The organism is Gilliamella sp. Pas-s95, assembly GCF_009795795.1.
Lineage (GTDB): Bacteria > Pseudomonadota > Gammaproteobacteria > Enterobacterales > Orbaceae > Gilliamella > Gilliamella bombicola.
Map to the genome: position 1 here is coordinate 13,275 of NZ_WTFC01000012.1, position 25,402 is coordinate 38,676.

Below are 25,402 nucleotides of genomic sequence, written 5' to 3' on the forward strand. Positions count from 1 at the left end.
TAAAAAATAGACAGTTACTTAAAATTTCCATTTTATGATGTTTAATTTATGATTAAACGGCGGGTAAATTAAAGCGGGGCAAGTATATCCTTAAAAGTTAAAAAAAGCCAAGCTTAAAGCATTAAATAGTCGTTTTATCTGCCGATTTTATATCGGCAGAGACGTTATGTTACTCTTCAGCAAAGTACCAATAGCCTTTGTTTACAAAATCGTGCATGACTTGCAGTGTGTTTTTATCTTGTAACTGTTCGTAATAGAGTGTTTCTGTTTCACAAAGAATATTAATGATAGGCATTGGTAAGTCAATTTTTTCGCCATGGACGTAGCCAAAATCGCCCACCTTAAGGATTCGAATACTTGGTACTCGGTGTAGTTCTACTCCATTTTTTAGCAGTGATTCAAATTCGCTATAATCGTATGGTGGTTCAACTGGCACAATATTTAAATCGTGCATTGGTAGTGTAATGTGTTTACCGAACCAATCGTTAAATAACTCAGGTGTTTTGATTAAATCGATGATTTGATCTTGCAGTTTTGCTAGTTCATAAGGTTGAACTTGGTATGGATCATTAGGTCGTTTTAAATTTTGATCTTGATAATAAATACCATTTGGCAGATTATCAATGACATAATCAGCAAAGCTACTTAATAGCTCTTGGGATGTTCGCGTCATAAAGCCCACCGAATAACTGAGTGATTCACCAATGGATGTGCCATTATGAGGGCAACCTAGTGGAATGTATAAGATGTCGCCAGCGGTGATTTCTTCGTCAATGATCGGTTGATATTGTTCAACATGTAATAATGCTTTATGTGCATTAAATTGTTTATAATTTTGGTTGCGATCGCCAACTTGCCAACGCCTGCTACCCATTCCTTGAATAATAAATACATCATAATTATCGATATGGGGACCAACGCCAGCACCTTGTGTTGCGTAAGAAATCATTAGATCATCAAATTGCCATTGTGGCATGCATTTAAAAGGCTCAAGTAGGCTGGCAGCTTGCTCGTGCCAGTGATCAACAGCTTGTACTAGCAAACTCCAATGATCTTCACCTAAGTTATCATATTGAGTAAATGGCCCAAATTTAGCATCCCAAACACCATCTTTATTCGAGACAATCCGACTATCAATTTCTTCTTCCATCGCTAAACCAGCTAGTTCGTCTGGTGTAATGGGATCAACAAAATGCGCAAATGCTTTGCGTAGGATTACCGGTTTTTTTTGCCAATAGTTTGTTAAAAAATCATCCCAATCAATGGCTAATTTATAATTCATTTAATTTTCCTTGAAGATTGAATAATTGACAAAAGTTAGATGTGGTTTTGTATGCTATCTCTTCTAAAGAAACACCTTTTAAAGCAGACAAATATTGTGCCACTTCGCGAACATAAGCGGGTTGGTTTTCTTTACCTCGGTACGGAACGGGGGCAAGATAAGGTGAGTCTGTTTCGATCAAGATACGATCAAGTGGTACATATTTAGCAACTTCTCGTAGATCTTCGGCATTTTTAAAGGTGATAATTCCTGAAAAGGAGATATAAAAACCGATATCTAATAGTTGTTTTGCTGTTTCGATATCTTCTGTGAAGCAGTGCAACACGCCCGAATGAACATGCTCATCTTTTAAGATTTTTAAGGTATCTTCTTTGGCATTACGTGTATGGACAATGATGGGTTTACTTAGTTTTCGACCTAATCGAATATGTTCTTTAAAATTTTCTTGTTGTTGCTCCAAATTGTCTTGTTGGTAATAATAGTCAAGACCTGTTTCACCTAGTGCTACGACGTTATCTTCTTGGGCTAAGTTTTGAAAGCGCTCAGCATCGTATATTTCGTCATCAAGGTTAAGTGGGTGAATTCCACACGAAAAAGAGCATTGGTTTTGATAAGGTGTAAGCTTATGTTTCATAGATTCATAGCCCGACAGTGTTGTCGCCACGCTTAGGCAATGTTTTACTTCGTTGTTGGTAGCTTCTTGTAACACATCTTTGATAGATTTAGTACTAAGGTCTAAACTATCTAAATGGCAGTGAGAGTCAATTAAAAACATAAAAATCTCTTTTTTTATTTATCTGAATGTTGTTCAAAATCACGAACAGGTTTTATTGTCGACCACGAACGGCAAGCAGGGCATAACCAGTAGATTGAGTTAACTGTGAATCCACATTTTTGGCATCGATAATTGGGCACAGTTTTTATCTGTTCGCCAACCATATTTCTTAAAAGTAGAAGGCTTTCTTTGGCTTTACCTTGTTCTGCATCAGCAACATGATAGTTCATTAATCGATAAAATCCTTTTAAGTTAGGATGTTTAAGTAATTCACGATACATGAAGTATTGTGCAGAATCTAAGCCTTTTTGTTTTTCAATAAGATCAGCAAGCATCAACTCGGCAACATTACCGGTATCTTGATCGACACATAATTGTAAAAATTGCTGAAATGTATGTTGGTTATTTAGTTTTAAATAACACTCTTTTAATAAAGGTAATGCTTCGCCAACAAAAGCTTTGTCTTGTTGCAATATTTGTTGAAAAGATTGGATAGCTTGCTCTGTTTTATCTTGTACCATAAGAACTCGACCCAACATGAGCGAAGTGCGAGCACATTTAGCATCAGCCATTGCTGATTTTTGTAATAGGCTATTTGCCTTATCAAGATCATCATTAGCAATAGCTTGTGATGCTAGTTCACAATAAAATTGTGCGATATCGGTTTTGTATTTTTCATTGCCAAGTTTGACTAGTCTAGTTGCCATATTGATGGCATTTATCCATTCACTTGTTGATTGGTATATGATGATAAGTTGCTGTAATGCTTGTTGTTGAAAGTCTTCTTCATCAATTAGTTGCAAAAACATCTCTTCGGCACGATCGTAAAGACCTGCAACCATATAATCACGCCCTAATTGTTGAATAGCTAATAATCGTTGTTCAAATGTTAAAGACGAGCTTTCTAAAAGTGCTTGGTGAATGTGTATCGCTCTATCAAGTTCCCCCCGAGAGCGAAATAGGTTTCCTAATGTTAAATGTGCTTCAAGTGTGCCATCATCTTCTTTTAACAGGTCTAAGAAAAGATCGACAGCTTTGTCTTTTTGGTTAGACAATAGAAAATTTAAACCATCTACATATTCACGAGATAGTCGGTTGGATTCGTTTAGATGTTTTTGTTTTGCATTTCTGTCGCCCATATACCAGCCGTATGCGGCGGCAATGGGAAGTAGCAGAAATAACAGTTCAAACATAGTAATCTAATTCTTAATTGGTTTTAGTTAAGTTTGTTTGTTGATGATTAGTTACGCCTTCATCATATTTTTTTTGTAATTTATTTAGTTTACGTTTTGTTGATGAATGTTGGAATTTAGATTTTAAAAAGAATACGCCTGTTAATACCCAACCAACAATAAAACCGGAACCAAATAAAATGGCTAACAATACCGATAAGCGGATTTCAGTTTTAGCTATCAAATAATTAAAAGTTACTATTTGATCATTAGCTGAACCTATTGCTATCGAGATAGCAAAGATGATAATTATCAATAAAATTGATATAACAAATTTCATAATGTTGACCTTTCTTTTTAGTTAAGCAGTTATCAATGATATTCAAAAATTATTTGTCTACTATATGCCATTTTTGGGCATAAAAATAGCTGATTAATGAAATTATCCAAGCAATTAATATGCTTGTTATTAGATCTATCGGGCTGTGCATTCCTAGGAATAGCCGGCTAATTTCAATTAATATCGACCAAATAATGGTAATTGATACTATCACATAATGCTGTTTAAATTTAAGTAATGTTAAAGCCAAAAATGCCCAAGTCACGGCAAATAAAGTATGTCCAGAAGGAAAAGCAAATCCAGTTTCATTTTGCCAGTGGTTAGATAACCAACTTGGAATTGTGGATGAATTTTTAAATAACTGCTCAATAAGTTCCTTTCTTTCTGATTCTGATTTCGAATAAAATTGTTGGTTACTAATATTAAATTCTTTTGCCATCCAAAGTACATAAGGTCTTGATTCGGCTGTCTGCGATTTTAAAAAACTTTTAATTGTCTGCCCACTTAATATTGCGCTAACAAGAAGTAACCATAATAATATAATTTTTTTTTTCGTTTTACTGGGTGATAATAGACAAAATACTAAGAATAAAATTGTCGATGTAATTATTGCCCAAGGAAAACTTGCTGTTTCAGTTACTACGAATAAATATTTAGATGTATCATTTAATGATGCTGGTTGCCAATGCCAATTTATAGCTATAATAACTAAAGGCACAACTAAGAAAATAGCCAATATGGCTATTGTTTTTTTTATTACTAACCCCATTTATAAACTCAATTAAGTACAAATTGCTTAATATTTTAGCATATAAGATAGATTTATTTTTATAAAATCTTAGCTATGTTTTATTTAAAACGGAGACAATAATGCAATTAAAACGTGTTGCACAAGCGAAACTACCAACCCCATGGGGGTGTTTCACTATTGTAGGATTTGAAGAAATTGCAACAAAAAAGGATCATGTAGCATTGATTTTTGGCGATATTTCTGGCGATATACCAGTTCTTACAAGAATTCATTCTGAATGTTTAACCGGTGATGCGCTTTTTAGTTTACGCTGTGATTGTGGCTTTCAGTTAGAAGCGGCCTTAAAACAAATAGCAAAAGAAGGTAAGGGGATTTTAATTTATCATCGTCAAGAAGGGCGTAATATTGGTTTATTGAATAAAATTAGAGCTTATGCATTGCAAGATCAAGGTTTAGATACGGTTGAAGCTAATGAGCAATTAGGTTTTGCGGCGGATGAGCGCGATTTTACTTTATGTGCAGACATACTGACTTTATTAGGGGTATCACAAATTCGTTTGTTAACAAATAACCCTGAAAAAATAAGAGTACTTGAGCAGTCTGGCATTAAAATTACGCAACGAGAGCCATTGGAAGTTGGCGAAAATCCAGATAATGAACACTACTTAGAAACCAAAGCCAATAAAATGGGACATTTACTTCATTTGCATCACCGTCATTGCAATTATTGATAATTTAAGTAAATAACAACCTAAAATCTCAAAATATATTTTATATTTTGAGATTTTTAAGCGTCTTAATGTCTAAAAAATGTTTTTAACTTATTTTGCCATTAATTGGATCATGTGAAAATCAGTCCTTATCACAGCGTAGCACGCCACCATTAGCAATCTGATCTTTTGATATTTCATGCATGATGATTTGAACTGCTTCGGGTTTGCAGTTAAGCGTTTCGACAATAGCATTTGTTACACGTTTTGCCATTTCTCTTTTTTGTTCTATAGTGCGACCTTCTAAAAAATCGATGACAACGTTTGGCATAGATATCTCCTAGTGATTAAGTTTAGAAAGCTGTTCATCCGTCAACGCGATTTCATCATTATGGCATATGCCAATACCACATTTTATAATTTTTTCGGCGATGGTTTTGGCTTCATCTAATGAATGCATTTTATAAGTGCCACATTGATATTCATTTAATTCTGGAATCTGATTTTGCGATTTAACATTTAATACATCATGCATTGATTTTAACCATGCATCAACTATTAATGTTTCGTCCGGCTTGCCAATTAAACTCATATAAAAGCCTGTACGGCATCCCATCGGTGAAATATCTATTATTTCAACTTTATCACTGTTAAGATGGTCGCGCATAAAGCCTGCAAATAAATGTTCTAATGTATGAATCCCTTTTTCAGGTAGATTATCTTTGTTTGGAATAGTAAATCGTAGATCAAATACAGTAATATTATCACCTTTTGGGGTTGCCATTGTTTTTGCAATTCGTACAAAAGGGGCTTTCATTTTGGTGTGATCAACTTTAAAACTATCTAGTAAAGGCATAACTTCCTCCTTGTTTTTTATACTTTTTTAATCAATCGATTAACGAGTACCAGTGGGGTTTATTTTTACTGAGCAAGTAAATTTAGCATTTCTTGTTCGTCAATAACTTTGATGCCCAGTTCTTGGGCTTTATTTAGTTTCGATCCGGCAGCTTCTCCTGCAATGACTAGATCGGTATTTTTCGATACACTGCCCGTTACTTTGGCGCCAAATTGTTTTAATTTCTTTTTGGCTTCGTCTCGAGTTAAAACTGATAATGTTCCAGTTAATACTATAGTTTTACCAAAAAACGGTGAGTCAGTATTAAGTGGTTGCATCTGTGGATTGACATCTTGCCAGTGAATACCAATTTCATTACTGGTTAATTGTTCGATGACATTGCGATTATGCGGTTCTTGGAAAAAGTCTATAATGCTTTCTGCAATAACAACGCCGATATCGTTTACCATTTGTAGCTGTTCAAGTGATGTGTTTTCAATTGCCGATAAATTGCCAAGTTGGTTAACTAGGTTTTCGGCAGTTACTTCGCCTACATTTGGTATACCGAGTGCAAATATAAATCGGCTTAATGTGGTATTTTTAGATTGTTCTAATGCATTTAATAAATTATTGGCAGATTTTTCACCGATTTTATCTAAACTACATAGCATTGGTAGATTTAGTTTATACAAATCAGCAGGCGTTTTGACATAGTCTTTATCAACGAGTTGTTCGATGACCTTGTCACCCATTCCTTCTACATTCATTGCTTTTCTTGAAACAAAATGTTTTAAAGCTTCTTTACGTTGAGCTGGGCAAATTAGACCTCCAGCACAACGTGATATAGCTTGGCCTTCGTCTCGAACTATTAGTGATCCACAAATAGGGCAGTGAGTTGGAAATATGATCTCTTTTGTGTCTTTAGGTCTCTTATCTAATATAACGGCTACAATTTTAGGAATTACATCACCGGCTCGGCGTATTGTTACATAGTCGCCTTCGCGAACACCTAATCGAGCGATTTCATCAATATTATGTAGTGTTGCGTTACTCACGATAACACCAGCGACTGAAACTGGTTCAAGTCTTGCAACCGGTGTAATTGCACCTGTTCGTCCGACTTGAAAGTCTACTTTGTTTAATTGTGTAATTTGTTCTTGAGCAGGGAACTTAAATGCGGTAGCCCATCTTGGTGCACGAGCAACAAAACCAAGTTCGTTTTGTTGTTCAATGCTATTAACTTTGATGACCACCCCATCAATATCAAAACCTAGCGACATGCGTTGTTCGCCAATTTTGTTAAAGTAGGCTAAAGCAGCTTGTGCACCTAGCTGTTTTTGCACTTTGTCGCTAACAGGTAAGCCCCAAGCTTTGAATTGCATTAAACGGTCGTAATGAGTATTAGGCAATGTAGCACCTTCGACAATACCAACACCATAGCAAAAGAATGTTAATGGTCGTTTAGCTGTAATTTTGGGATCTAACTGTCTTAATGATCCAGCCGCTGCATTACGTGGGTTGGCAAAGATTTTTTCGTTACGCTTTTGGGAATCGGCATTAAGTTTTTCGAAGCCTTTATGCGTTATAAATACTTCACCGCGTACTTCTAGTCGAGTTGGAATATTGTCTCCCCTTAGAGTGAGCGGAATTGTTTTGATGGTTCTTACATTTGCTGTTATGTCTTCTCCTGTTGTTCCATCACCTCGAGTTGCAGCTTGTATAAAGTGTCCATTTTCGTAAAGTAGGCTAACAGCAAGTCCATCAAGTTTGAGCTCGCAACAATATTCAACTTGTTCGGTATCACTTAAATGAAGCCGATCTTTAATTCGTTTGTTAAATGCAATAAAACTAGTTTCATCAAAAACATTATCAAGTGATAACATAGGTATTTTATGTTTGATCGATGCAAATTGTGCTAATGGGGTTCCTCCAACTCGCTGGGTGGGGGAGTCGGGTGCAATAAGATCTGGGTATTGTTGCTCTAATGTTTGAAGTTGTTTTATTAATTTATCATATTCAGCATCGGGAATTTCTGGTGTATCAAGTACATAATAGCAGTATTCATGATGCCTAATTAGGTTCCGTAGTGAAGTCAATTGTTTTGTTATATCTTTAATCGATTCAGATAGATTTGTTGAGTGTTCGGCTTTATTAGATAGTGACATAATAATCGGCTCTTAAATTAAAACGTAGGGTTTGGGGAAATCATTACAATTGCATTAATTTAACTGTGAATAATGCATAGCCAAATTAAGTCATTTAAATAAATATGTTTAATATTTATTTGTAGTCACCAACCTAGATTGGTGACGTTTTGTTAAAGATTTGCTGAAAATACAGTGACTAAATTTCGTTACAGGCCTTTTTTATTCGATCTTTATAGCTGTCAATTTTTTGTGGAGTTAGCATGTGATGTTCATCATCTAATACCACACCGTTTACATCATCAGCTATGCGTTGCGCTGTCTGTAACATTAATTTAAAGTTTTGTTGGTTGTTGCCTTCTGTCGGTGCAACCATGAAAATAGATACTCCAGGGGTGGTAAACTCATGCATTGTTTCTGGATCCAAATAGCCTGGTGTGACCATATTGGCTAAACTAAATAATATTGGACCATTACCAGCAGGATCCACATGACGGTGGAAAATTCGCATATCGCCAAACTGAAAACCTGATTGTATAATACTAGCGAGTAATACATCACCTTGTAGTAATTTTCCGTTAAGACCAGTGACATTTAATACGATAATTTCGGTTTTGGATTGTTCTTCGTTAATGTTTAATGTTTTTTGTTTATTTTCATTAGTCTTAACTTGTTTTTCTTTTGTAATTTGTGCTGGCTCAAGTTCCTTTTCATCTTCAAAAAGATCACGATTAATGTTAATAACAGGTTCTTGCGCTTTGTCTGCATGAGCTTCTTGTTGATCGTCATTATCAACAAATAAATCTTTTTGTTCAGGCTTATTATCTTGTTTTTCTATCGCCTCATCTATAACTACATTACTTTCAACGATCTCATTATTTTTTGTGGTTTTAGGTTTGAGTAAAATGACATCATCATCTTCTATTTCAGTCATAGATAAGTTTTGATGTTTTTGAGTTTTTTGTCCAAATTCTCCTTTTTTATTTGAACTAAAAAGCGAAGAACGTTCTTTTCTATTGATCCAAAATCCGTGGATAAGCAATGCAATAATGACCAAGGATGCAACAACAATTAGAACAATACGTAAATTATCCATAATAACCATCTCTGTATTAAATTAAATATAGACTCAAATTATTTAATCATATTTTAAAAAAAATGATTACGGAGCACTGCAATGTAAATTTTTACTTTAATCTTAGCAATTTTCATTAAAGCAACCGTATCTGATATTCGTAGTATACCATTTTCTTTAAGATACTTTATAGCACAAAAAATTAGTTAGTCTATATTACTTTATTTATAGCAATAATCATAATTATCAATATATTTTTTTAATATGATGACTCACTTAGTTATTTTTTTAGAACTCTGTGCTATTAAGGGGTAAAGCTACTTACAATCTATACATATTTTTTGTAAAATTACCGATCACTTTTGAATAAGAATTATTATTAAAAAATAAAATAATTATTAAGTTTACTGAGGTCATTTTTATATGAGATTTAACAAGCTATTATTAGCCTTGCCAGTGGCGTGCGTCGGTCTGCTTTTATTAACAAGTTGTGATAATGGTAAATCACAAAACGGTAATGATCAATTACCGAAAGTAACTGTGTTTAAAGTTGAACCGTTAAACTATACTCTAAAAATTAGTTTGCCGGGTAGGGTTGTTGCATCTCAAATTGCTGAAATTAGACCTCAAGTCGGCGGTATTGTTTTAAAGCGTGAGTTTGACGAAAGTTCAAATGTTAAGACAGGACAGTCACTTTATCAAATCGATCCAGCTATTTATCAAGCTAATTATGATAGTGCTGTTGCTAGTGTTGCTAGTGCCAAAGCAAATGCGAATATTGCACAGCTTACACTAAAACGTTATGCTGGATTACTAAATACCAAATCAATCAGTCAACAAGATTACGATAAAGCAGCTGCTGATGCTAAACAGGCAGAAGCCGCTGTATTAGTTGCACAAGCTGCTGAGCATACAGCTAAAGTTAATTTAGAATATACGAAAGTGTATTCACCAATTGATGGATATATAGGTAAATCAAGCGTGACTGAAGGTGCATTAGTCGCAGCTGGTCAATCAACACCGCTTGCATTAGTTCAACAACTAGATCCGATTTATGTCGATATGACAGAAGCGGCTACTCGTTATAATAAATATCTTCAAGATGAAAATGTCATTTATGAGCCAGCAAAAGGAAATAATGTAGAATTATTTTTTAACGATGGTTCAAAATATGCTCTATCAGGTAATATTAAATTTTCAGATATGACTGTAAACGAAACTACAGGTACAGTGACATTACGCTCTCAATTTGCCAACAATGAAAACAAAATTTTACCAGGTATGTTTGTTAAACCGCAAGTGACATTAGGTTATATTAAAAATGCTATACTTGTTCCACAACAAGGTATTACCAGTAATAAACAAGGTCAGTACACTGCAAAAATTTTGAAATCCGACAATACAATTGAATATCGACAAGATATTCAAGTTTATACTGGTATAGGTGGTTATTGGGTTGTGACAAAAGGTATTGATGTTGGTGAGCAAGTCATCGTGACAGGCTTACTTAATTTGACGGGTGTTGAAATGGGGAAAACCATGAAAGGTGAAATGGTTGGCGATCCGACAACGCTTACGCAAGGACAGTTAGATAGTATCATCCAAAAAAGCATGAAATAAAACAGGGGTAGATCGAATTATGGCTAAGTTTTTTATTGATAGACCTGTTTTTGCATGGGTGATTGCTATCATGATGATGCTAGGCGGTGCTTTATGTATAAAGCTGTTAGCTGTTGAACAGTATCCTGATATTGCACCACCAGCCGTGACAGTGAGTGCAACCTATCCTGGTGCCGATGCACAGACTATCGAAAACACTGTTACTCAGCTGATTGAGCAGAATTTAACTGGATTAGATAATCTCATTTATATGAAATCAACCAGTAGTGCACAAGGTGTTGTTCAAACAACGTTAACCTTTGCGCCTGGAACTAATCCCGATTTTGCTCAGGTGCAAGTGTTAAATAAAGTTGAAAGTATTAAATCCCGTCTGCCTGAAAGTGTGCAAAAAAATGGAGTATCAGTAGCTAAAAACAATACTAACTTTTTAAAAGTTGTTGGTTTTTACTCAACGAACCCAGAAAAAACACAGTCAGATATTGCTGACTTTGTTTATTCTACTGTGCAAGATCAAATTAGAAGAGTGCAAGGTGTTGGTGATACACAGTTATTTGGTTCTGAATATGCAATGCGTATCTGGCTTGATCCAAATAAATTGACTTATTACAATTTATCCATTGAGGAAATTATAACTGCTATCCAAGCGCAAAATGCGCAAGTAACGGCAGGACAATTAGGCGCCTTACCATCAACCGAAGGGCAAGAACTTAATGCAACAATTACCGCGCAATCGCGTTTAAAAACGCCTGAACAATTCCAAAATATTCTTGTTCGAGTTAATACTAATGGTTCTAATATTTTATTAAAAGATATCGCTACAGTTGAAATTGGTGCATCTGATTACAACTTTATTTCTCGTTATAACGGTAATGCATCAGCTGGTCTTGGAATATATTTGGCAACAGGTGCTAACCAATTAGATACATCTGATAAGGTTGATAAAAAATTAGAAGAGTTATCTAAAATCTTCCCTGAAGATATCAAATATGCTTTTCCATATGATACAACTCCATTTGTTAAACTATCGATTAGTAATGTAATTCACACGTTAATTGAAGCAATTGTTTTGGTTGTTATTGTAATGTATGTGTTTTTACAAAACCTACGTTCTACACTTATTCCGACTATTACTGTACCTGTAGTATTGTTAGGTACATTTGCGATTCTTTATATTTGTGGATTTACTATTAATACCTTATCTATGTTTGCAATGGTACTCGCTATTGGATTGTTGGTGGATGATGCCATTGTTGTTATCGAAAACGTTGAGCGGATTATGCATGATGAAGGGTTATCACCTTATGATGCAACCGTTAAGTCGATGGAGCAAATCACTTCAGCATTAATAGGTATTGCGGTTGTATTATCTGCTGTATTTGTGCCGATGGCATTTTATGGCGGGGCAGCAGGTGGAATATATCGTCAGTTCTCGATTACCATTGTAACAGCGATGGGATTATCAGTATTGATGGCTATTATATTGACACCGGCACTTTGTGTGCAGATTTTGAAAGCACCATCTAAAAGTAAAATTAGAAAAACTTCATTGGGAGAAAAATTAGAATCAATACCACCGTTTACTTGGTGCTCAAAAGGAACTCAGTTTTTCTTTAAATGGTTTAATAATTTTTATGACAAAAGTTTACGCTCTTATGAAAAAGGAGTTATTAAGGTTATTCGTAATCCAATAATTGCTTTTGGTTGCTATGCTTTGATATTTGTTGGATTATTATTTGGATTTAACCGTTTACCTACAGGTTTTTTACCAGACGAAGATCAGGGGGTTCTTTTTGTTATAGTTGAATTACCTCCAGGTTCGACATTAGAACAAACGATGTCAGTATTAAATAAGGCATCTGATTTTTATACCCAAAAAAAGGCAGATTCTGTTGATGAAATTTTTACTGTTGCAGGTTTTAGCCCGGTGGGACGTGGGCAAAATATGGGGATGGGTTTTGTTCGATTAAAAAATTGGGAACAACGTAAACGAACTGATCAAAAAATTGATGCTTTGGTTAAAAGTGGCGGAGAACTTACTTCTAGTACAACTGAAGGACGGGTAATTGTTGCCAATTTACCTGCCGTACCTGCATTAGGTATGGCCAATGGCTTTTCATATGTACTGAAAGATACTGCTGGTTATGGGCATGATGCGTTGGTCGGTGCATTTTTCCAAATGTTGGGGCAAGCTTCTGCTCATCCAGGACTACAACAAGTGAGACCTGGGAGTATGCTTGATATTCCACAGTACAAAATTAATGTTGATTTTGAAGCTGCACAAGCATTGGGCGTTTCGGTCAATTCAGTCAATACGGTATTGTCGACAGCGTTAGGTTCTGCTTATATTGATGACTTTGTTTATAATAATCGAGTTAAAAAAGTGTACCTACAATCTGATGCTCCATATCGTATGTTACCTGACGATTTTGGTTATTGGCATGTTAAAAATCGAAATGGTGAAATGGTGCCATATGATGCATTTGCTACAACGACAAAAACTTATGGTTCCCCATCACTTGTTCGTTATGACGGTGTATCAGCAATGGAAATAAGTGGTTCTCCAGCTCCAGGAATGAGTTCTGGACAAGCAATGGCTGTAATGGAAGATCTATCAAAACATTTGCCTAAGGGTTTTACCTTTGATTGGACTTCTATTTCTTATCAAGAACGCCAAACAGGCTCACAAACTACAACGCTTTACTTTATTTCTATTATCGTTGTGTTTTTATCATTAGCGGCATTATACGAAAGTTGGACAGTTCCTATTTCGATTTTATTTATTATCCCACTTGGTATCTTAGGCACAGTTTATGCGACTATGTTAAAAGGACTTGATAATGATATTTATTTTATCGTTGGCTTATTAACGACAATGGGGTTATCAGCTAAGAATGCTATTTTGATTGTAGAATTTGCTAAAGATGCTATTGAAAAAGAAGGAAAATCATTAATTGATGCAACGCTTGAAGCTTGTCGTTTGCGCTTACGTCCAATATTAATGACATCATTTGCCTTTATTCTTGGTGTATACCCACTAGCTTCTAGTAGTGGTGCTGGGTCTGCTGGTCAAAATGCAGTAGGTACAGGTGTAATTGGTGGTATGTTAGCCGCAACATTTTTAACCATATTTTATGTTCCACTGTTCTTTTTGTTTGTAACAAAGCTATTTACTAAACATAGAAATAAAGTCGTATTACTAACTAACCGTTCGAAAATGAAGTCTGAATAGTTAGTTTTATATGCATGAGTTAGATTGTATGGCTTGTGCTGAAAATGAAGATATAAAAAAACAAAAATGCGCCAATTTAATGGCGCATTTTTATTTATATATGTTTGTTAAAAAATAATATTTAGTCTTTACTTACGAGACTTTATTAGCTGTTGGCTAGTGTGAGCGTGGGTAATTGCTATGGCTAATGCGTCAGCAGCATCAGCTTGAGGACTAGCGGGTAATTTTAATAACAATTTTACCATATGTTGCACCTGTGTTTTATCGGCTGCACCAGTTCCCACGACAGATTGCTTAACTAAACGAGCGGCATATTCAAACACAGGTAGATTATTATTTACTGCTGCGACGATGGCGGCGCCTCTTGCCTGACCTAACTTTAATGCAGAGTCGGCATTACGTGCCATAAAAACTTGCTCGATTGCAAACATATCAGGTTGAAATTGTAAAATAATTTCACTGACACCTGCATATACGCGTTTTAATCGGGTCGGTAAATCATCAATAGCAGTACGAATGCATCCACTGCCAAGGTAAGTGAGTTGACGTCCCGTTTGTTGGATTACGCCGTAACCCGTCAAACGAGAGCCAGGATCGATGCCAAGAATAATGGCCATTAGAGTGTTGCTGCCACCTCGTCTGAAACTTCACCATTATGATAAACTTCTTGAACATCATCACAATCTTCAAGCATATCAATTAAACGTAATAGTTTTGGTGCAGATTCAATATCAAGATCCACTTTTGTTGATGGAATCATAGATACTTCAGCCGCTTCGGCAACTAAACCTGCTGCATCAAGTGCATCTTTAACTTCACCAAAAGTTTCAGGCGTAGTAAATACATCAATAGCACCATCATCATAAGTCACAACATCATCGGCACCTGCTTCAAGTGCTGCATCCATGACATTATCTTCATCTGTGCCAACAGGGTATGAAATCACCCCTTTTTTAGTGAATAAATATGAAACTGAACCATCAGTACCTAAGTTACCACCTGATTTGGTAAAGGCGTGTCTCACTTCTGATACCGTACGGTTTCGGTTATCACTTAAACATTCAACCATGACAGCTGTACCTGCGGGACCATAGCCTTCATAAATAATTGTTTCCATATTGCTATCATCTTCACCGCCAACACCACGTGCAACGGCTCGATTCATGGTATCACGAGTCATATTATTCGATAATGCTTTATCCATTGCAGCACGTAGTCGTGGATTTGACGCTGGATCGCCACCACCAAGTTTTGCTGCAGTTACCAACTCACGAATAATTTTGGTAAAGATTTTTCCGCGTTTTGCATCTTGTGCTGCTTTGCGGTGTTTGGTATTGGCCCATTTACTATGACCTGCCATAAAATTCTCCAGATAATAATTTAAAAATCACTATATTTTAGCAAATATTTACCTAAAATTCATCATCAATATACTGATAAGTTTTTATGTTCTGTAAAATTATTATTTAACAACAATGATTCTATTTTTAATTATATGTAGGAGTTATTCGCGTTATTTATAGTAATTAGATAAGCTACTGTATTGAATATAAATAAAAAAACAAAACTAATCTTCAGAAGAATGGAACAGCAGAAAGCGATAGCTTCTTTAATGGAGATGCAACGTAATCAGCAAATAGTTAGCTATTCAGCAGATAAAATGCCTTATGAGTTTTTGTTGGGTTATTTTAACTATGAGGTGAAATAACTCGGTTTTTCCCTACGTATTACAAATTTTCAAAAGTGTATGCTTAGCTGAATCATTTCACATTGATCAAGATCACAAGTTTAATTTTTATATATTGCAACCATGATCTATCCGGTAGATGATAATTATCGAAACGTTTCGATATTGGTTATTATTCAGCTATCCAAGGATTACGTTATGTATAAAGGTCAATTATTTAATTCTGAAATTATTCAGGTCTTATCCAAGATGGGGCATACAGATCAAATTGCGATAGGTGATGCCGGCCTACCCATTGCAAGCGATACTCCACGCATCGATTTAGCAGTGACTTACGGTGTACCATCATTTATTCAAGTTTTCCAAACAGTGTCACAAGATATGCAGATTGAAAAAGTGATATTAGCTGAAGAAATTATTAAACGAAATTGTGAAATGCATAAGCTAATATTGGAGCAAATTAAGAAACTTGAACAGGTTCAAAATAGCAGTATAGAAACTATTTATGTCAGTCATGAAAAACTAAAACTTCAAACTCGTCACTGTAAAGCTGTTATTAGAACCGGTGAATGTTCTCCATTTGCTAATGTAATTTTACAGTCTGGTGTTATTTTTTAAACCTCAGTTATAAAGCTAAATAATGAGTGATTTATGAACAATAATCTTTTACAGCTTATAAATATTCACAAATCCTTTCCCGGTGTAAAAGCGCTTGCCGGAGTTAATTTAACTGTACGCGCAGGCCAAGTTATGGCTTTGATTGGTGAAAATGGTGCAGGTAAATCAACTTTGATGAAGGTTTTAACAGGGATTTACCAAAAAGACGAAGGTGATATTATTTATTTAGGTAATAAAGTGAACTTTCATGGACCTAAATCTTCACAAGAAGCTGGGATAGGTATTGTTCATCAGGAATTGAATTTAATTCCACAACTTAGTATTGCTGAAAATATATTTTTAGGGCGTGAATTTACCAATAAATTCGGTTGTATAGATTGGAGAAAAACATACGCTCAATCCGATAAGTTACTCGCCGAACTTCACCTAAATTATGACAGTCGCCGTTTAGTTAGTGATTTATCTATTGGTGAGCAGCAAATGGTTGAAATAGCTAAAGTTCTAAGTTTTAATTCTAAAGTAATTATTATGGATGAACCTACTGATGCGCTTACAGATACTGAAACAGTTTCTCTTTTTGAAGTAATAAAAAAACTTAAAAAACAAAATTGTGGAGTGGTTTATATATCACATCGATTAAAAGAAATTTTCGAAATTTGTGATGAAGTGACTGTATTACGTGATGGACAATTTGTTGGCGAAAAAAAGATTGATCAATTAAATGAAGATACGTTAATTGAAATGATGGTTGGTCGAAAGCTCCAAGAACAATATCCAAGAGTTAATGTACCTCTAGGTAACATTGCATTAGAAGTTAAAAATTTAAATGGCGTAGGGGTGAATGATGTTAGTTTTAGTCTTCATGAAGGTGAAATACTGGGTATTTCAGGTTTAATGGGGGCTGGGCGAACGGAATTAATGAAAATGATTTATGGTGCTAATCCTGCTAAGTCAGGTGAAATCATTTTAAATAATAAATCAGTTAAAATCAGTTCACCGCGTGAAGGTTTAACAAATGGTATTGTTTATATTTCTGAAGATCGTAAAAAAGATGGGCTAATTTTAGGCATGTCAGTGAAAGATAATATGTCACTTAATGCTCTAAATTATTTTGCTAGCAAATTTAAGAAATTACGTTTAACTGAAGAACAAGAAGTAGTTAAAGACTTTGTAGGATTATTTAATATTAAAACACCGTCAATTAATCAAACAATTGGATTCTTATCTGGTGGTAATCAACAAAAAGTTGCTATTGCCAAAGGTTTAATGACTCGCCCAAGTATATTAATTCTAGATGAACCGACACGAGGGGTAGACGTTGGAGCTAAAAAAGAGATTTATCAACTTATTAATCAATTTAAAGAGCAAGGTTTAAGTGTCATTTTAGTTTCATCAGATATGCCAGAAATACTGGGTATGAGTGATCGTATTTTAGTTATCCACGAGGGAAGAGTGACAGGACACTTTTTAAGTTGTGAGGCAACACAAGAAAAAATTATGGCAGCAGCCGTTGGAAAAACACAGGAGAGCGCTGATGTTGCAAAATAAAACATTTAAGAACATATTAATTGAACAAAAGTCCTTAATCACTTTACTGGTTTTAATTGCTATTGTTTCTTGTTTAAGTGATAACTTTTTTACGTTAAATAATTTTTTCAATATATTACAGCAAACTTCAATTAATGCGGTTATTGCTGTTGGGATGACTCTAGTCATTTTAACTTCTGGAATTGATCTAAGTGTAGGATCAATATTTGCTTTAACAGGTGCAATTACTGCTTCTATGATTGGTGCAGATATTTCCCCTTTTATTGCTATTTTTGTCTCTTTAACTTTAGGTTGGTTATTGGGTGCTTTTTCGGGGCTTATTATAGCTAAAGGGAAACTTCAAGCTTTTATTGCCACCTTAGTTATGATGCTTATTCTACGGGGGGTAACACAGGTTTACACTAAAGGTAGTCCTATTTCTACTGGTAGTAATGATAATTCTGAATTATTTGAATGGGTTGCATTTGGTCGAGTGCTAGGCATTCCTGTGCCAATATTAATTATGACTCTTGTTTTTATCTTTGCATGGTACTTATTAAAATATACTCGCTTGGGTCGCTATATCTATGCACTTGGTGGAAATGAGGCTGCAACTCGTCTGTCAGGAATTAATGTTGATCGGGTAAAAATTATTGTTTATGCCATTAGTGGCTTACTTTGTGCTCTTGCGAGTACTATTGAAGTGGCACGATTATCTTCAGCACAACCTACAGCGGGTACAGGTTATGAAATGGATGCAATAGCTGCTGTTGTTCTTGGTGGTACTAGTATGTCTGGGGGACGAGGAAAGATTATAGGAACATTGGTAGGTGCTTTAATTTTAGGCTTTTTAAATAATGGATTAAATATGTTGGGTGTGGATGCTTATTACCAAATGATTGTAAAAGGTGTTGTTATCTTATTAGCAGTTTTAGTCGATAAAAAGACCAATAAATAGTTGCCTTATAAGAGGTGTCTTATTCTAGGAGAAAGTTATGAAATTCAGAAAAATTTTTACAGCCATTGTTGCCATTACATTAAATTTTTCTTTTGCCTCTCAAGCGTTAGCAAAAGAAAACATAGCTTTAGTTGTTTCAACCCTTAATAATCCTTTTTTTGTTAATTTAAAAGAAGGTGCAGTAAATAAAGCTAAGGAGCTTGGTTATGAATTAGTGATATTAGATTCACAAAATAATCCCGCTAAGGAACTTGCAAATGTTGAAGATACTATTGTCAAAGGGACTAAAGTAATTCTTATTAATCCTACTGATTCAGAGGCTGTTGGTAATGCAGTACTTGCTGCAAATAAAGCGGGCATTCCTGTTATAACACTTGATCGTGCTTCCGTTAAGGGAGAGGTTATTAGCCATATTGCATCGGATAATGTTGCAGGAGGTAAAATGGCTGGTGATTTTATTTTTCAAAAATTAGGTGCTAGTGCAAAAGTGATTCAATTACAAGGTATAGTTGGTACTTCCGCTTCTCGTGAACGTGGTGAGGGCTTTACCAACTCAATGAAAGATAACCAATTTACTATTTTAACAGCACAACCAGCTGATTTTGATCGTGCCAAAGGTATGAATGTTATGCAAAATTTATTAACTGCTTATCCTTTAGTGCAAGCGGTATTTGCAGAGAATGATGAAATGGCATTAGGGGCTGTACGTGCAATTCAAACTGCTGGACGAAATGATATTTTAGTGGTTGGCTTTGATGGTACTGAGGATGGTATTAAATCTGTTGAACGTGGAAAAATGGCAGCAACGGTAGCTCAACAACCAGAAAAAATAGGCTCAATAGGTATTGAAATTGCAGATAAAGTTATAAAAGGTGAAAAAGTTGATACAAAAATCCCTGTAGAATTAAAACTTATCACTAAATAAACCCCTTTAGGACGCATTCTAGCGTCCTATTGCTATGTGATTATGGAGTAGTTATATGAATTTAAATAAATTAATTGTTATTGGTAGCGTAAATATTGATCATATCTTAAATGTAAATGAATTTCCTAAACCAGGCGAAACATTAAAAGGTTCAAACTATAAAATTTCATATGGAGGTAAAGGTGCTAATCAAGCTGTTGCTGCTGGGCGTTTAGGTGCTAACGTTCAATTTATTGCCGCAGTGGGAGATGATGATTTGGGTAAGAAATTTAAGCAACAATTAGAAAGCGATCATATAGATACCCATACTGTTGCTGTAGTTGAAAGCAAAAATACCGGTGTTGCATTGATTCTAGTCAATAAACAAGGAGAGAATCAAATTGCTATCCATGAAGGAGCAAATTCAGCCGTTACACCTGAATATGTAGGTCAATTTGAAGATGATATAATAAAAGCAAATGCGGTATTAATGCAACTTGAAACACCATTACAAACTATAGAGCATGTAGCAAAATTAGCTAAACAAAATAATACCAAAGTAATTTTAAATCCAGCACCTGCACAAAGTTTATCAGATGATTTACTTAAACACATTGATATCATTACACCAAATGAGACAGAAGCTGAGTATTTAACAGGTATAAAAATTGTTACAGAACAAGATGCACAAAAAGCATCAGCATTTTTACATAGTAAAGGTATTAACACCGTTATTATTACTCTTGGCTGTAAAGGTGCTTGGGTAAGTTATTGTGGTAAGGGTGAAATCGTGTCAGGATTTCGTGTTAGAGCTGTTGATACTATTGGTGCCGGTGATACCTTTAATGGTATGTTAGTAACTGCCTTATTAGAGGGAAAAGTACTCAATCAAGCTGTTAGATATGCTCATGCCGCTGCGGCACTATCGGTGACTAAAGCGGGAGCACAGACATCAGTGCCAACGCGTAATGAGGTGGAAGATTTCATTAAATTACAAGGTTTATAAAAGAGCAATAAAAACTTGGTTACAATAAAAGATGTCGCAAAATCTGCGAATGTATCAACTTCAACTGTTTCTCATGTTATCAATAATGATCGTTATGTTAGCCCTGCTATACGTGAAAAAGTTGAGTTAGTCATCAAACAGCTGAATTATACCCCTTCAGCTATTGCTCGCAGTTTAAAAAGCAATAAAACTTATACCATTGGTATGTTGGTGACAGCAAGCAATAATCCTTTTTTCTCAGAAGTAGTGCAAGGTGTTGAGCGTAGTTGTTATGAGCTTGGTTATAATTTGATTTTATGTAGTACCGAAGGTGATCATCAGCGCATGCTTGATAATATTGAACATTTACTGCAAAAGCGTGTTGATGGTTTACTGGCTATGTGCACTGAAACTTATTCAATTCCAAAGCAGATATTTGCTCGATATCCCAAGCTTCCTATAGTGATGATGGATTGGAAACCATTCGATGGTATGTGTGATATTATTCAAGATAACTCTTTTTTTGGTGCCATGATTGCTACACAATATCTGATTAAGCAAAACTACAAACAGATAGCTTGCATCACTGGTCCTTTAAATAATACTCAAGCTCAATCTCGCCTACAAGGATATCGCCAGGCTATGCAAGATGCTAATTTAGAAATTTTAAGAAAGTATGAAGCGCAAGGTGACTTTCAATTTGCATCAGGAATTGTTGCTATGCAAAATTTATTAGAACTATCTATTCCCCCCCAAGCTGTGTTTTGTTCTAATGATGCTATGGCTATTGGTGCTTATCAAGCACTTTATCAAAATGGCCTTGAAGCAGGAAAAGATATTGCAATTATTGGTTATGATGATATTGAAATTGCACAATATATGACGCCACCTTTAACTACCATCCATCAACCAAAAGAAGAATTAGGGCAATTGGCTGTTGAAACATTATTAAATCGATTTCATAACCCTACAGATTCACTCCATACATTAACTTTAACACCTACATTAATTAAACGTTTGTCTGCTTAGTAAACATTATAAAAGTAGATCATTGAATGAATTTTGTAATTGTTTTCTAAAATAGAAAAAAAGCACCTTATATTAAGGTGCCTTTTTATATTATAAATATGTTAAATAATAGATGATTAACTCATTCCGTATTGTTTTAATTTTTTGCGAAGTGTACCGCGGTTGATACCAAGCATATTTGCTGCTCGAGTTTGATTGCCACGTGTATATTGCATAACCATATCAAGGAATGGATGTTCAACTTCAGCTAACACTAATTCATAAAGATCTGTAGGATCTTCACCATTTAATTGAGATAAATAGTTTTTTAAAGCTTGCTTTACGGAATCTCGTAATGGCTTTTGTGTTATTTGGTCCTGAGAATTTACAGTTGTAAATTTAAGTGCTGCAGCTGTAACGCGTTGTTCTGACATAGTATTCTTAACTCTTTGGGTTGTTTCTAATTTGACTAAAAAATGCTTTTAGAGTGTTTACTTGCTCACTTGTATTGCTAAGTACACTAAATAAGCGCCTGAATTGATCGCTGTCAGCATAATTCTTGGTATACCAATTTACATGCTTTCTGGCAATCCTTAATCCTTTGTATTCTCCATAAAATTGATAAAGTTCATCAAGATGTGACAATACAACTTGTTCTACTTCATCAATACTTTTATTTTTCTGTAACTGTCCATGTGCTAAATAGAATGCAATTTCTTCAAATATCCAAGGTCGCCCCTGTGCCGCTCGGCCGATCATTATAGCATCAGCTTGCGTATATTGAAAAACATCTTTTGCCTGTTCAGGTGTACAAATATCCCCATTGGCAATTACAGGAATTGTAACTTTTTCTTTAACTGCCTTAATAGAATCATATTCTGCCACACCATTGAATAAGCAAGCACGTGTTCTTCCATGAATAGTAATTGCCTTTATGCCACAGTCCTGTGCAATTTGTGCGATTTCTATGCAATTTCTATGATCTTTATTCCATCCAGTCCGCGTTTTTAATGTTACCGGAACATCAACTGCACCGACAACTTTCTGCAAAATTTTTTTAATAAGTTCTGGATACTGCATTAAAGCAGATCCTGCCAATTTTTTATTGACCTTTTTAGCTGGGCACCCCATATTGATATCAATCAATTGGGCGCCATGTTTAACGTTAAATTCTGCAGCTCTAGCCATTTCGTCGGGATCAGAACCAACAATTTGTACTGCACGAACACCAATATCCTCGCTTGCAATCATCCGCAGAGCTGATTTATCGGTATGCCAAACATCCGAATTTGCTAAAAACATTTCTGAAACTGTCATACCAGCACCAAACTGATAGCACAAATTACGAAATGGTTTATCGCTGATTCCAGCCATTGGTGCAGCAATTAAATTATTTTTTAATTTAATCTCACCAATGCTAAGCAAATTAAGGCCGGCTATATTACGCATTTTTTCTCTAACTTAAAAGGGGGTAACGTTATTTTTTTAATTTTTTTTACCAGTGATGCGGCACCACTCTTCCTGTTCAACAACAGGATCTAATGTAAAATGAGGTTGATAAGCCATGCAAACACTCGGTGATTGAGTCGCTAAAATACCCGATAAGCCTAGCTTACCTTGTGGTTTTATTAATTTACTTATATGTGGTTCAAGCTCTTTTAACGGACCGGCTAAAATATTGGCAACGAGGATATCTGCTTGTAAATTATCAGGGATATCTTTTGATAAATAAAGTTCTAACCTTTCGCTGACATCATTACGCTGCGCATTGTCACGGCTAGCTTGAATAGCTTGAGGATCGATATCGATACCAATTACTCGCTTTGCACCTAATTTAAGTGCTGCAATTGCTAAAATACCAGACCCACAACCGTAATCAATTACTAATTTATCTTTCAGATCTAAGCTATCCAACCAAGTTAAGCATAATGCCGTTGTGGGATGAGTGCCCGTACCAAAAGCTAAACCAGGATCTAACATAACATTGACTGCGTTTGTATCGGGTACATCACGCCAACTTGGACAAATCCAAAGTCGCTTACCAAATTGCATAGGATGAAAGTTATCCATCCATTCACGTTCCCAGTCTTTATCTTCTAGTTGTTCAATCTTATAAGAATATTGAGCAAGATTTAGTATAGATTTTAATTCATTGATATCTGTTTGAGCATCATATAGGCCAATGACATCGGTATTACCCCAAAGTTTAGTTTCACCGGGTAATGGTTCAAATACAGGAGTATCATAAGTATCTTGAAATGTGACAGATACTGCGCCTGATTCTTCTAATTGCTCGCTAATTTGTTCGGCAATATCACTAGTTGTATTAATTTTGAGTTGAATCCAAGGCATAATTTTTCCTTTTATTGCCAAACATATTGGCTATAATAAAAACAATAAATCCAATAGTTAAAGATGGTATTATTGGGTGGAGAGATAATAGTTTAATATCATAACTTGCTAATAATGTATAACTCACAGCGCCAGTTAACATTGAGCAAAGCGCCCCTGTAGCGTTAGCGTTTTTCCAATATAACCCAAGCACTAACGGCCATAGAAAAACAGCTTCAAGCCCTCCAAAAGCAAGTAAATTTAACCAAATAATCATGTCAGGAGGAGTCCATGCAGCTAAAATAAGCAATCCACCAAAAATATAAGTGATAGTGATTGATATATGAGTGAGAAATTTATCGCTAAAATTAACATGAGGTTTGATGCTTAAAAATAGATCTTTAATAAGAACTGATGATACTTGTAATAACTGAGCATTAATAGTGGACATGATCGCAGCAAGAGGTGCCGCCAAAAAGATACCTGCTGCAAAAGGAGGTAATACATTTATGATCAATGTCGGCACTATTTGATCTGGAATTGTTAAATCACTAATAATAGCTCGGCCTAAAGCGCCAGATAAATGCATGGTTAGCATAATCACAGAAACAACAATAGTACCAATAATAATTCCTTGATGCACGGCTTTGCTATCTTTATAGGCCATACAACGCACTGCTGTATGAGGTAAACCAACCACACCAAAACAAACCAATATCCAAAATGATGCCATAAACGGCAAGTCCATGAAATTATTGGGCCCTTGTGGTGTTAAAAGTGCAGGATCAATTTCCATTAATCGATCAACTATTGTCGTAATTCCTCCGCCTGCATAGATAATCGCACCAAGTAATAATATTGCGCCAATAATCATTACTAAACCTTGAAATGCATCATTCAAAATGCTGGCTCTAAAACCGCCAAATGCGGTATAAACAACAGTACCAATACCAAATATTAATAGCCCAGTATGATAAGGAATACCTACTGATGATTGTAGTAATCGAGCCCCGCCGACAAATTGTACTGTCATAGCACCAATAAATGCAACGACAAGAGCAATACTTGCAAACCAAACAATGGTCCTACTTTTATAGTGTGCATAAAGCATATCACTTAGTGTTATTGCATTATATTTTCGCGCTAAAATGGCGAATTTTTTACCTAAAATACCAAGTGAAAGTAATACGGTTGGAACCTGAATCATTGATAAAAGTACCCAACCAAGACCATATTTATATGCTGCTCCAGGACCGCCAATAAATGAACTTGCACTAATATATGTTGCAGCAAGTGTCATCGCAAGTAGAAAGCCACCCATTGTGCGATTACCAATAAAATAGTCAGTAAATTGATTAACTTTTTTTCGTTTTACATAAGCATAAATTGATAACGCGAAAACAAAAATAAGATAGATGACAAGTGGTAAAATAATATCAAAATGCATTGTT

Annotated in this window: 24 protein-coding genes; 9 read left to right on the top strand and 15 right to left on the bottom strand. The window is 35.2% G+C overall.

Features of this window, described 5'->3' with window-relative positions; translation table 11 throughout:
- Positions 1 to 169: 169 nt before the first annotated feature.
- The 5 genes from GQ598_RS04645 to GQ598_RS04665 are packed head-to-tail and all read right to left on the bottom strand — an operon-like array spanning position 170 to position 4,338.
- Positions 170 to 1,282, bottom strand: a complete 1,113-nt coding sequence (locus GQ598_RS04645) for a cupin domain-containing protein (protein WP_160402567.1) — start codon at positions 1,280 to 1,282, stop codon at positions 170 to 172.
- Positions 1,272 to 2,057 carry a YchF/TatD family DNA exonuclease gene (locus tag GQ598_RS04650; protein WP_160402568.1) on the bottom strand — a complete coding sequence of 262 codons (786 nt, stop codon included), beginning with the start codon at positions 2,055 to 2,057 and terminating at the stop codon, positions 1,272 to 1,274. Before GQ598_RS04650 ends, GQ598_RS04645 begins: the two co-directional genes overlap by 11 nt.
- A gap of 14 nt (positions 2,058 to 2,071) precedes the next feature.
- Positions 2,072 to 3,250 (bottom strand): lipopolysaccharide assembly protein LapB, encoded by a 1,179-nt coding sequence (gene lapB, locus GQ598_RS04655; RefSeq protein WP_160402569.1) that lies wholly within the window; start codon positions 3,248 to 3,250, stop codon positions 2,072 to 2,074.
- A gap of 13 nt (positions 3,251 to 3,263) precedes the next feature.
- Positions 3,264 to 3,569, bottom strand: a complete 306-nt coding sequence (locus GQ598_RS04660; RefSeq protein ID WP_180214315.1) for a LapA family protein — start codon at positions 3,567 to 3,569, stop codon at positions 3,264 to 3,266.
- A gap of 49 nt (positions 3,570 to 3,618) precedes the next feature.
- A complete protein-coding gene (locus GQ598_RS04665; RefSeq protein WP_160402570.1) occupies positions 3,619 to 4,338 on the bottom strand; it encodes a phosphatase PAP2 family protein in 720 nt (239 codons plus the stop codon).
- Between the two features lie 101 nt (positions 4,339 to 4,439).
- On the opposite strand from GQ598_RS04665, the gene ribA reads away from it, so the two are divergent.
- Entirely contained in the window at positions 4,440 to 5,051 is a 612-nt protein-coding gene (gene ribA, locus GQ598_RS04670; protein ID WP_160402571.1) for a GTP cyclohydrolase II, read from the top strand.
- A gap of 121 nt (positions 5,052 to 5,172) precedes the next feature.
- Here the strand turns inward: ribA and GQ598_RS04675 are convergent, their stop codons facing one another.
- From GQ598_RS04675 to zipA, 4 genes are all read right to left on the bottom strand, one after another.
- On the bottom strand, positions 5,173 to 5,361 hold the full coding sequence (locus GQ598_RS04675) for a 2-hydroxymuconate tautomerase (RefSeq protein WP_091347325.1): 189 nt from the start codon (positions 5,359 to 5,361) through the stop codon (positions 5,173 to 5,175).
- Positions 5,362 to 5,370: 9 nt separating this feature from the next.
- Positions 5,371 to 5,886, bottom strand: a complete 516-nt coding sequence (gene luxS, locus GQ598_RS04680; protein WP_160402572.1) for an S-ribosylhomocysteine lyase — start codon at positions 5,884 to 5,886, stop codon at positions 5,371 to 5,373.
- Between the two features lie 65 nt (positions 5,887 to 5,951).
- Complete coding sequence (gene ligA / locus GQ598_RS04685; RefSeq protein WP_160402597.1) at positions 5,952 to 7,982, bottom strand: NAD-dependent DNA ligase LigA; 2,031 nt, start codon at positions 7,980 to 7,982, stop codon at positions 5,952 to 5,954.
- Positions 7,983 to 8,208: 226 nt separating this feature from the next.
- Complete coding sequence (gene zipA, locus GQ598_RS04690) at positions 8,209 to 9,105, bottom strand: cell division protein ZipA (protein ID WP_160402573.1); 897 nt, start codon at positions 9,103 to 9,105, stop codon at positions 8,209 to 8,211.
- A gap of 402 nt (positions 9,106 to 9,507) precedes the next feature.
- Here zipA and GQ598_RS04695 point away from each other — a divergent pair, with 402 nt between their 5' ends.
- The gene (locus tag GQ598_RS04695; protein ID WP_160402574.1) at positions 9,508 to 10,704 is read left to right on the top strand and encodes an efflux RND transporter periplasmic adaptor subunit; all 1,197 of its coding nucleotides are present in this window, start codon (positions 9,508 to 9,510) and stop codon (positions 10,702 to 10,704) included.
- A 19-nt stretch (positions 10,705 to 10,723) separates the two neighbouring features.
- Positions 10,724 to 13,933 carry an efflux RND transporter permease subunit gene (locus tag GQ598_RS04700; RefSeq protein ID WP_091347319.1) on the top strand — a complete coding sequence of 1,070 codons (3,210 nt, stop codon included), beginning with the start codon at positions 10,724 to 10,726 and terminating at the stop codon, positions 13,931 to 13,933.
- A 128-nt stretch (positions 13,934 to 14,061) separates the two neighbouring features.
- On the opposite strand, the gene ruvC is transcribed toward GQ598_RS04700, so the two are convergent.
- Together ruvC and GQ598_RS04710 are read right to left on the bottom strand one after the other, a co-directional pair.
- Positions 14,062 to 14,550, bottom strand: a complete 489-nt coding sequence (ruvC, locus tag GQ598_RS04705; RefSeq protein ID WP_091347317.1) for a crossover junction endodeoxyribonuclease RuvC — start codon at positions 14,548 to 14,550, stop codon at positions 14,062 to 14,064.
- A complete protein-coding gene (locus GQ598_RS04710; protein WP_091347315.1) occupies positions 14,550 to 15,293 on the bottom strand; it encodes a YebC/PmpR family DNA-binding transcriptional regulator in 744 nt (247 codons plus the stop codon). Before GQ598_RS04710 ends, ruvC begins: the two co-directional genes overlap by 1 nt.
- Positions 15,294 to 15,818: 525 nt before the next feature.
- Between GQ598_RS04710 and rbsD the strand changes: the two genes are divergently transcribed.
- Genes rbsD through rbsR form a run of 6 tightly spaced genes read left to right on the top strand, consistent with a single transcriptional unit; the run spans position 15,819 to position 21,641 of the window.
- Entirely contained in the window at positions 15,819 to 16,238 is a 420-nt protein-coding gene (rbsD, locus tag GQ598_RS04715; RefSeq protein ID WP_160402575.1) for a D-ribose pyranase, read from the top strand.
- A 33-nt stretch (positions 16,239 to 16,271) separates the two neighbouring features.
- The gene (gene rbsA, locus GQ598_RS04720; protein WP_160402576.1) at positions 16,272 to 17,786 is read left to right on the top strand and encodes a ribose ABC transporter ATP-binding protein RbsA; all 1,515 of its coding nucleotides are present in this window, start codon (positions 16,272 to 16,274) and stop codon (positions 17,784 to 17,786) included.
- A complete protein-coding gene (rbsC, locus tag GQ598_RS04725) occupies positions 17,773 to 18,723 on the top strand; it encodes a ribose ABC transporter permease (protein ID WP_160402577.1) in 951 nt (316 codons plus the stop codon). Before rbsA ends, rbsC begins: the two co-directional genes overlap by 14 nt.
- A 37-nt stretch (positions 18,724 to 18,760) precedes the next feature.
- Entirely contained in the window at positions 18,761 to 19,648 is an 888-nt protein-coding gene (gene rbsB, locus GQ598_RS04730; protein ID WP_091347307.1) for a ribose ABC transporter substrate-binding protein RbsB, read from the top strand.
- A gap of 55 nt (positions 19,649 to 19,703) precedes the next feature.
- On the top strand, positions 19,704 to 20,633 hold the full coding sequence (gene rbsK / locus GQ598_RS04735; RefSeq protein ID WP_160402578.1) for a ribokinase: 930 nt from the start codon (positions 19,704 to 19,706) through the stop codon (positions 20,631 to 20,633).
- Between the two features lie 15 nt (positions 20,634 to 20,648).
- Entirely contained in the window at positions 20,649 to 21,641 is a 993-nt protein-coding gene (rbsR, locus tag GQ598_RS04740; RefSeq protein ID WP_091347303.1) for a ribose operon transcriptional repressor RbsR, read from the top strand.
- Between the two features lie 116 nt (positions 21,642 to 21,757).
- Here the strand turns inward: rbsR and fis are convergent, their stop codons facing one another.
- From fis to panF, 4 genes are read right to left on the bottom strand one after another with little or no spacing between them, the layout of a single operon-like run.
- Positions 21,758 to 22,054 (bottom strand): DNA-binding transcriptional regulator Fis, encoded by a 297-nt coding sequence (gene fis, locus GQ598_RS04745; protein WP_034883623.1) that lies wholly within the window; start codon positions 22,052 to 22,054, stop codon positions 21,758 to 21,760.
- A 7-nt stretch (positions 22,055 to 22,061) separates the two neighbouring features.
- Entirely contained in the window at positions 22,062 to 23,069 is a 1,008-nt protein-coding gene (dusB, locus tag GQ598_RS04750; protein WP_160402579.1) for a tRNA dihydrouridine synthase DusB, read from the bottom strand.
- A 36-nt stretch (positions 23,070 to 23,105) separates the two neighbouring features.
- Positions 23,106 to 23,972, bottom strand: coding sequence for a 50S ribosomal protein L11 methyltransferase (prmA, locus tag GQ598_RS04755; RefSeq protein WP_160402580.1), 867 nt, complete (start codon positions 23,970 to 23,972; stop codon positions 23,106 to 23,108).
- A complete protein-coding gene (gene panF, locus GQ598_RS04760; protein ID WP_091347297.1) occupies positions 23,947 to 25,398 on the bottom strand; it encodes a sodium/pantothenate symporter in 1,452 nt (483 codons plus the stop codon). Before panF ends, prmA begins: the two co-directional genes overlap by 26 nt.
- Between the last annotated feature and the right edge of the window lie 4 nt (positions 25,399 to 25,402).

Bases quoted from the DNA above. Each gene is read 5' to 3' on its own strand.
- GQ598_RS04665 (WP_160402570.1), bottom strand. From the start codon at position 4,338: ATGGGGTTAGTAATAAAAAAAACAATAGCCATATTGGCTATTTTCTTA.
- rbsA (WP_160402576.1), top strand. From the start codon at position 16,272: ATGAACAATAATCTTTTACAGCTTATAAATATTCACAAATCCTTTCCC.
- ruvC (WP_091347317.1), bottom strand. From the start codon at position 14,550: ATGGCCATTATTCTTGGCATCGATCCTGGCTCTCGTTTGACGGGTTAC.
- rbsK (WP_160402578.1), top strand. From the start codon at position 19,704: ATGAATTTAAATAAATTAATTGTTATTGGTAGCGTAAATATTGATCAT.
- zipA (WP_160402573.1), bottom strand. From the start codon at position 9,105: ATGGATAATTTACGTATTGTTCTAATTGTTGTTGCATCCTTGGTCATT.
- rbsB (WP_091347307.1), top strand. From the start codon at position 18,761: ATGAAATTCAGAAAAATTTTTACAGCCATTGTTGCCATTACATTAAAT.
- ribA (WP_160402571.1), top strand. From the start codon at position 4,440: ATGCAATTAAAACGTGTTGCACAAGCGAAACTACCAACCCCATGGGGG.
- GQ598_RS04700 (WP_091347319.1), top strand. From the start codon at position 10,724: ATGGCTAAGTTTTTTATTGATAGACCTGTTTTTGCATGGGTGATTGCT.
- fis (WP_034883623.1), bottom strand. From the start codon at position 22,054: ATGTCAGAACAACGCGTTACAGCTGCAGCACTTAAATTTACAACTGTA.
- dusB (WP_160402579.1), bottom strand. From the start codon at position 23,069: ATGCGTAATATAGCCGGCCTTAATTTGCTTAGCATTGGTGAGATTAAA.
- GQ598_RS04695 (WP_160402574.1), top strand. From the start codon at position 9,508: ATGAGATTTAACAAGCTATTATTAGCCTTGCCAGTGGCGTGCGTCGGT.
- rbsD (WP_160402575.1), top strand. From the start codon at position 15,819: ATGTATAAAGGTCAATTATTTAATTCTGAAATTATTCAGGTCTTATCC.
- GQ598_RS04650 (WP_160402568.1), bottom strand. From the start codon at position 2,057: ATGTTTTTAATTGACTCTCACTGCCATTTAGATAGTTTAGACCTTAGT.
- GQ598_RS04710 (WP_091347315.1), bottom strand. From the start codon at position 15,293: ATGGCAGGTCATAGTAAATGGGCCAATACCAAACACCGCAAAGCAGCA.
- GQ598_RS04675 (WP_091347325.1), bottom strand. From the start codon at position 5,361: ATGCCAAACGTTGTCATCGATTTTTTAGAAGGTCGCACTATAGAACAA.
- GQ598_RS04645 (WP_160402567.1), bottom strand. From the start codon at position 1,282: ATGAATTATAAATTAGCCATTGATTGGGATGATTTTTTAACAAACTAT.
- GQ598_RS04660 (WP_180214315.1), bottom strand. From the start codon at position 3,569: ATGAAATTTGTTATATCAATTTTATTGATAATTATCATCTTTGCTATC.
- luxS (WP_160402572.1), bottom strand. From the start codon at position 5,886: ATGCCTTTACTAGATAGTTTTAAAGTTGATCACACCAAAATGAAAGCC.
- panF (WP_091347297.1), bottom strand. From the start codon at position 25,398: ATGCATTTTGATATTATTTTACCACTTGTCATCTATCTTATTTTTGTT.
- lapB (WP_160402569.1), bottom strand. From the start codon at position 3,250: ATGTTTGAACTGTTATTTCTGCTACTTCCCATTGCCGCCGCATACGGC.
- prmA (WP_160402580.1), bottom strand. From the start codon at position 23,972: ATGCCTTGGATTCAACTCAAAATTAATACAACTAGTGATATTGCCGAA.
- rbsC (WP_160402577.1), top strand. From the start codon at position 17,773: ATGTTGCAAAATAAAACATTTAAGAACATATTAATTGAACAAAAGTCC.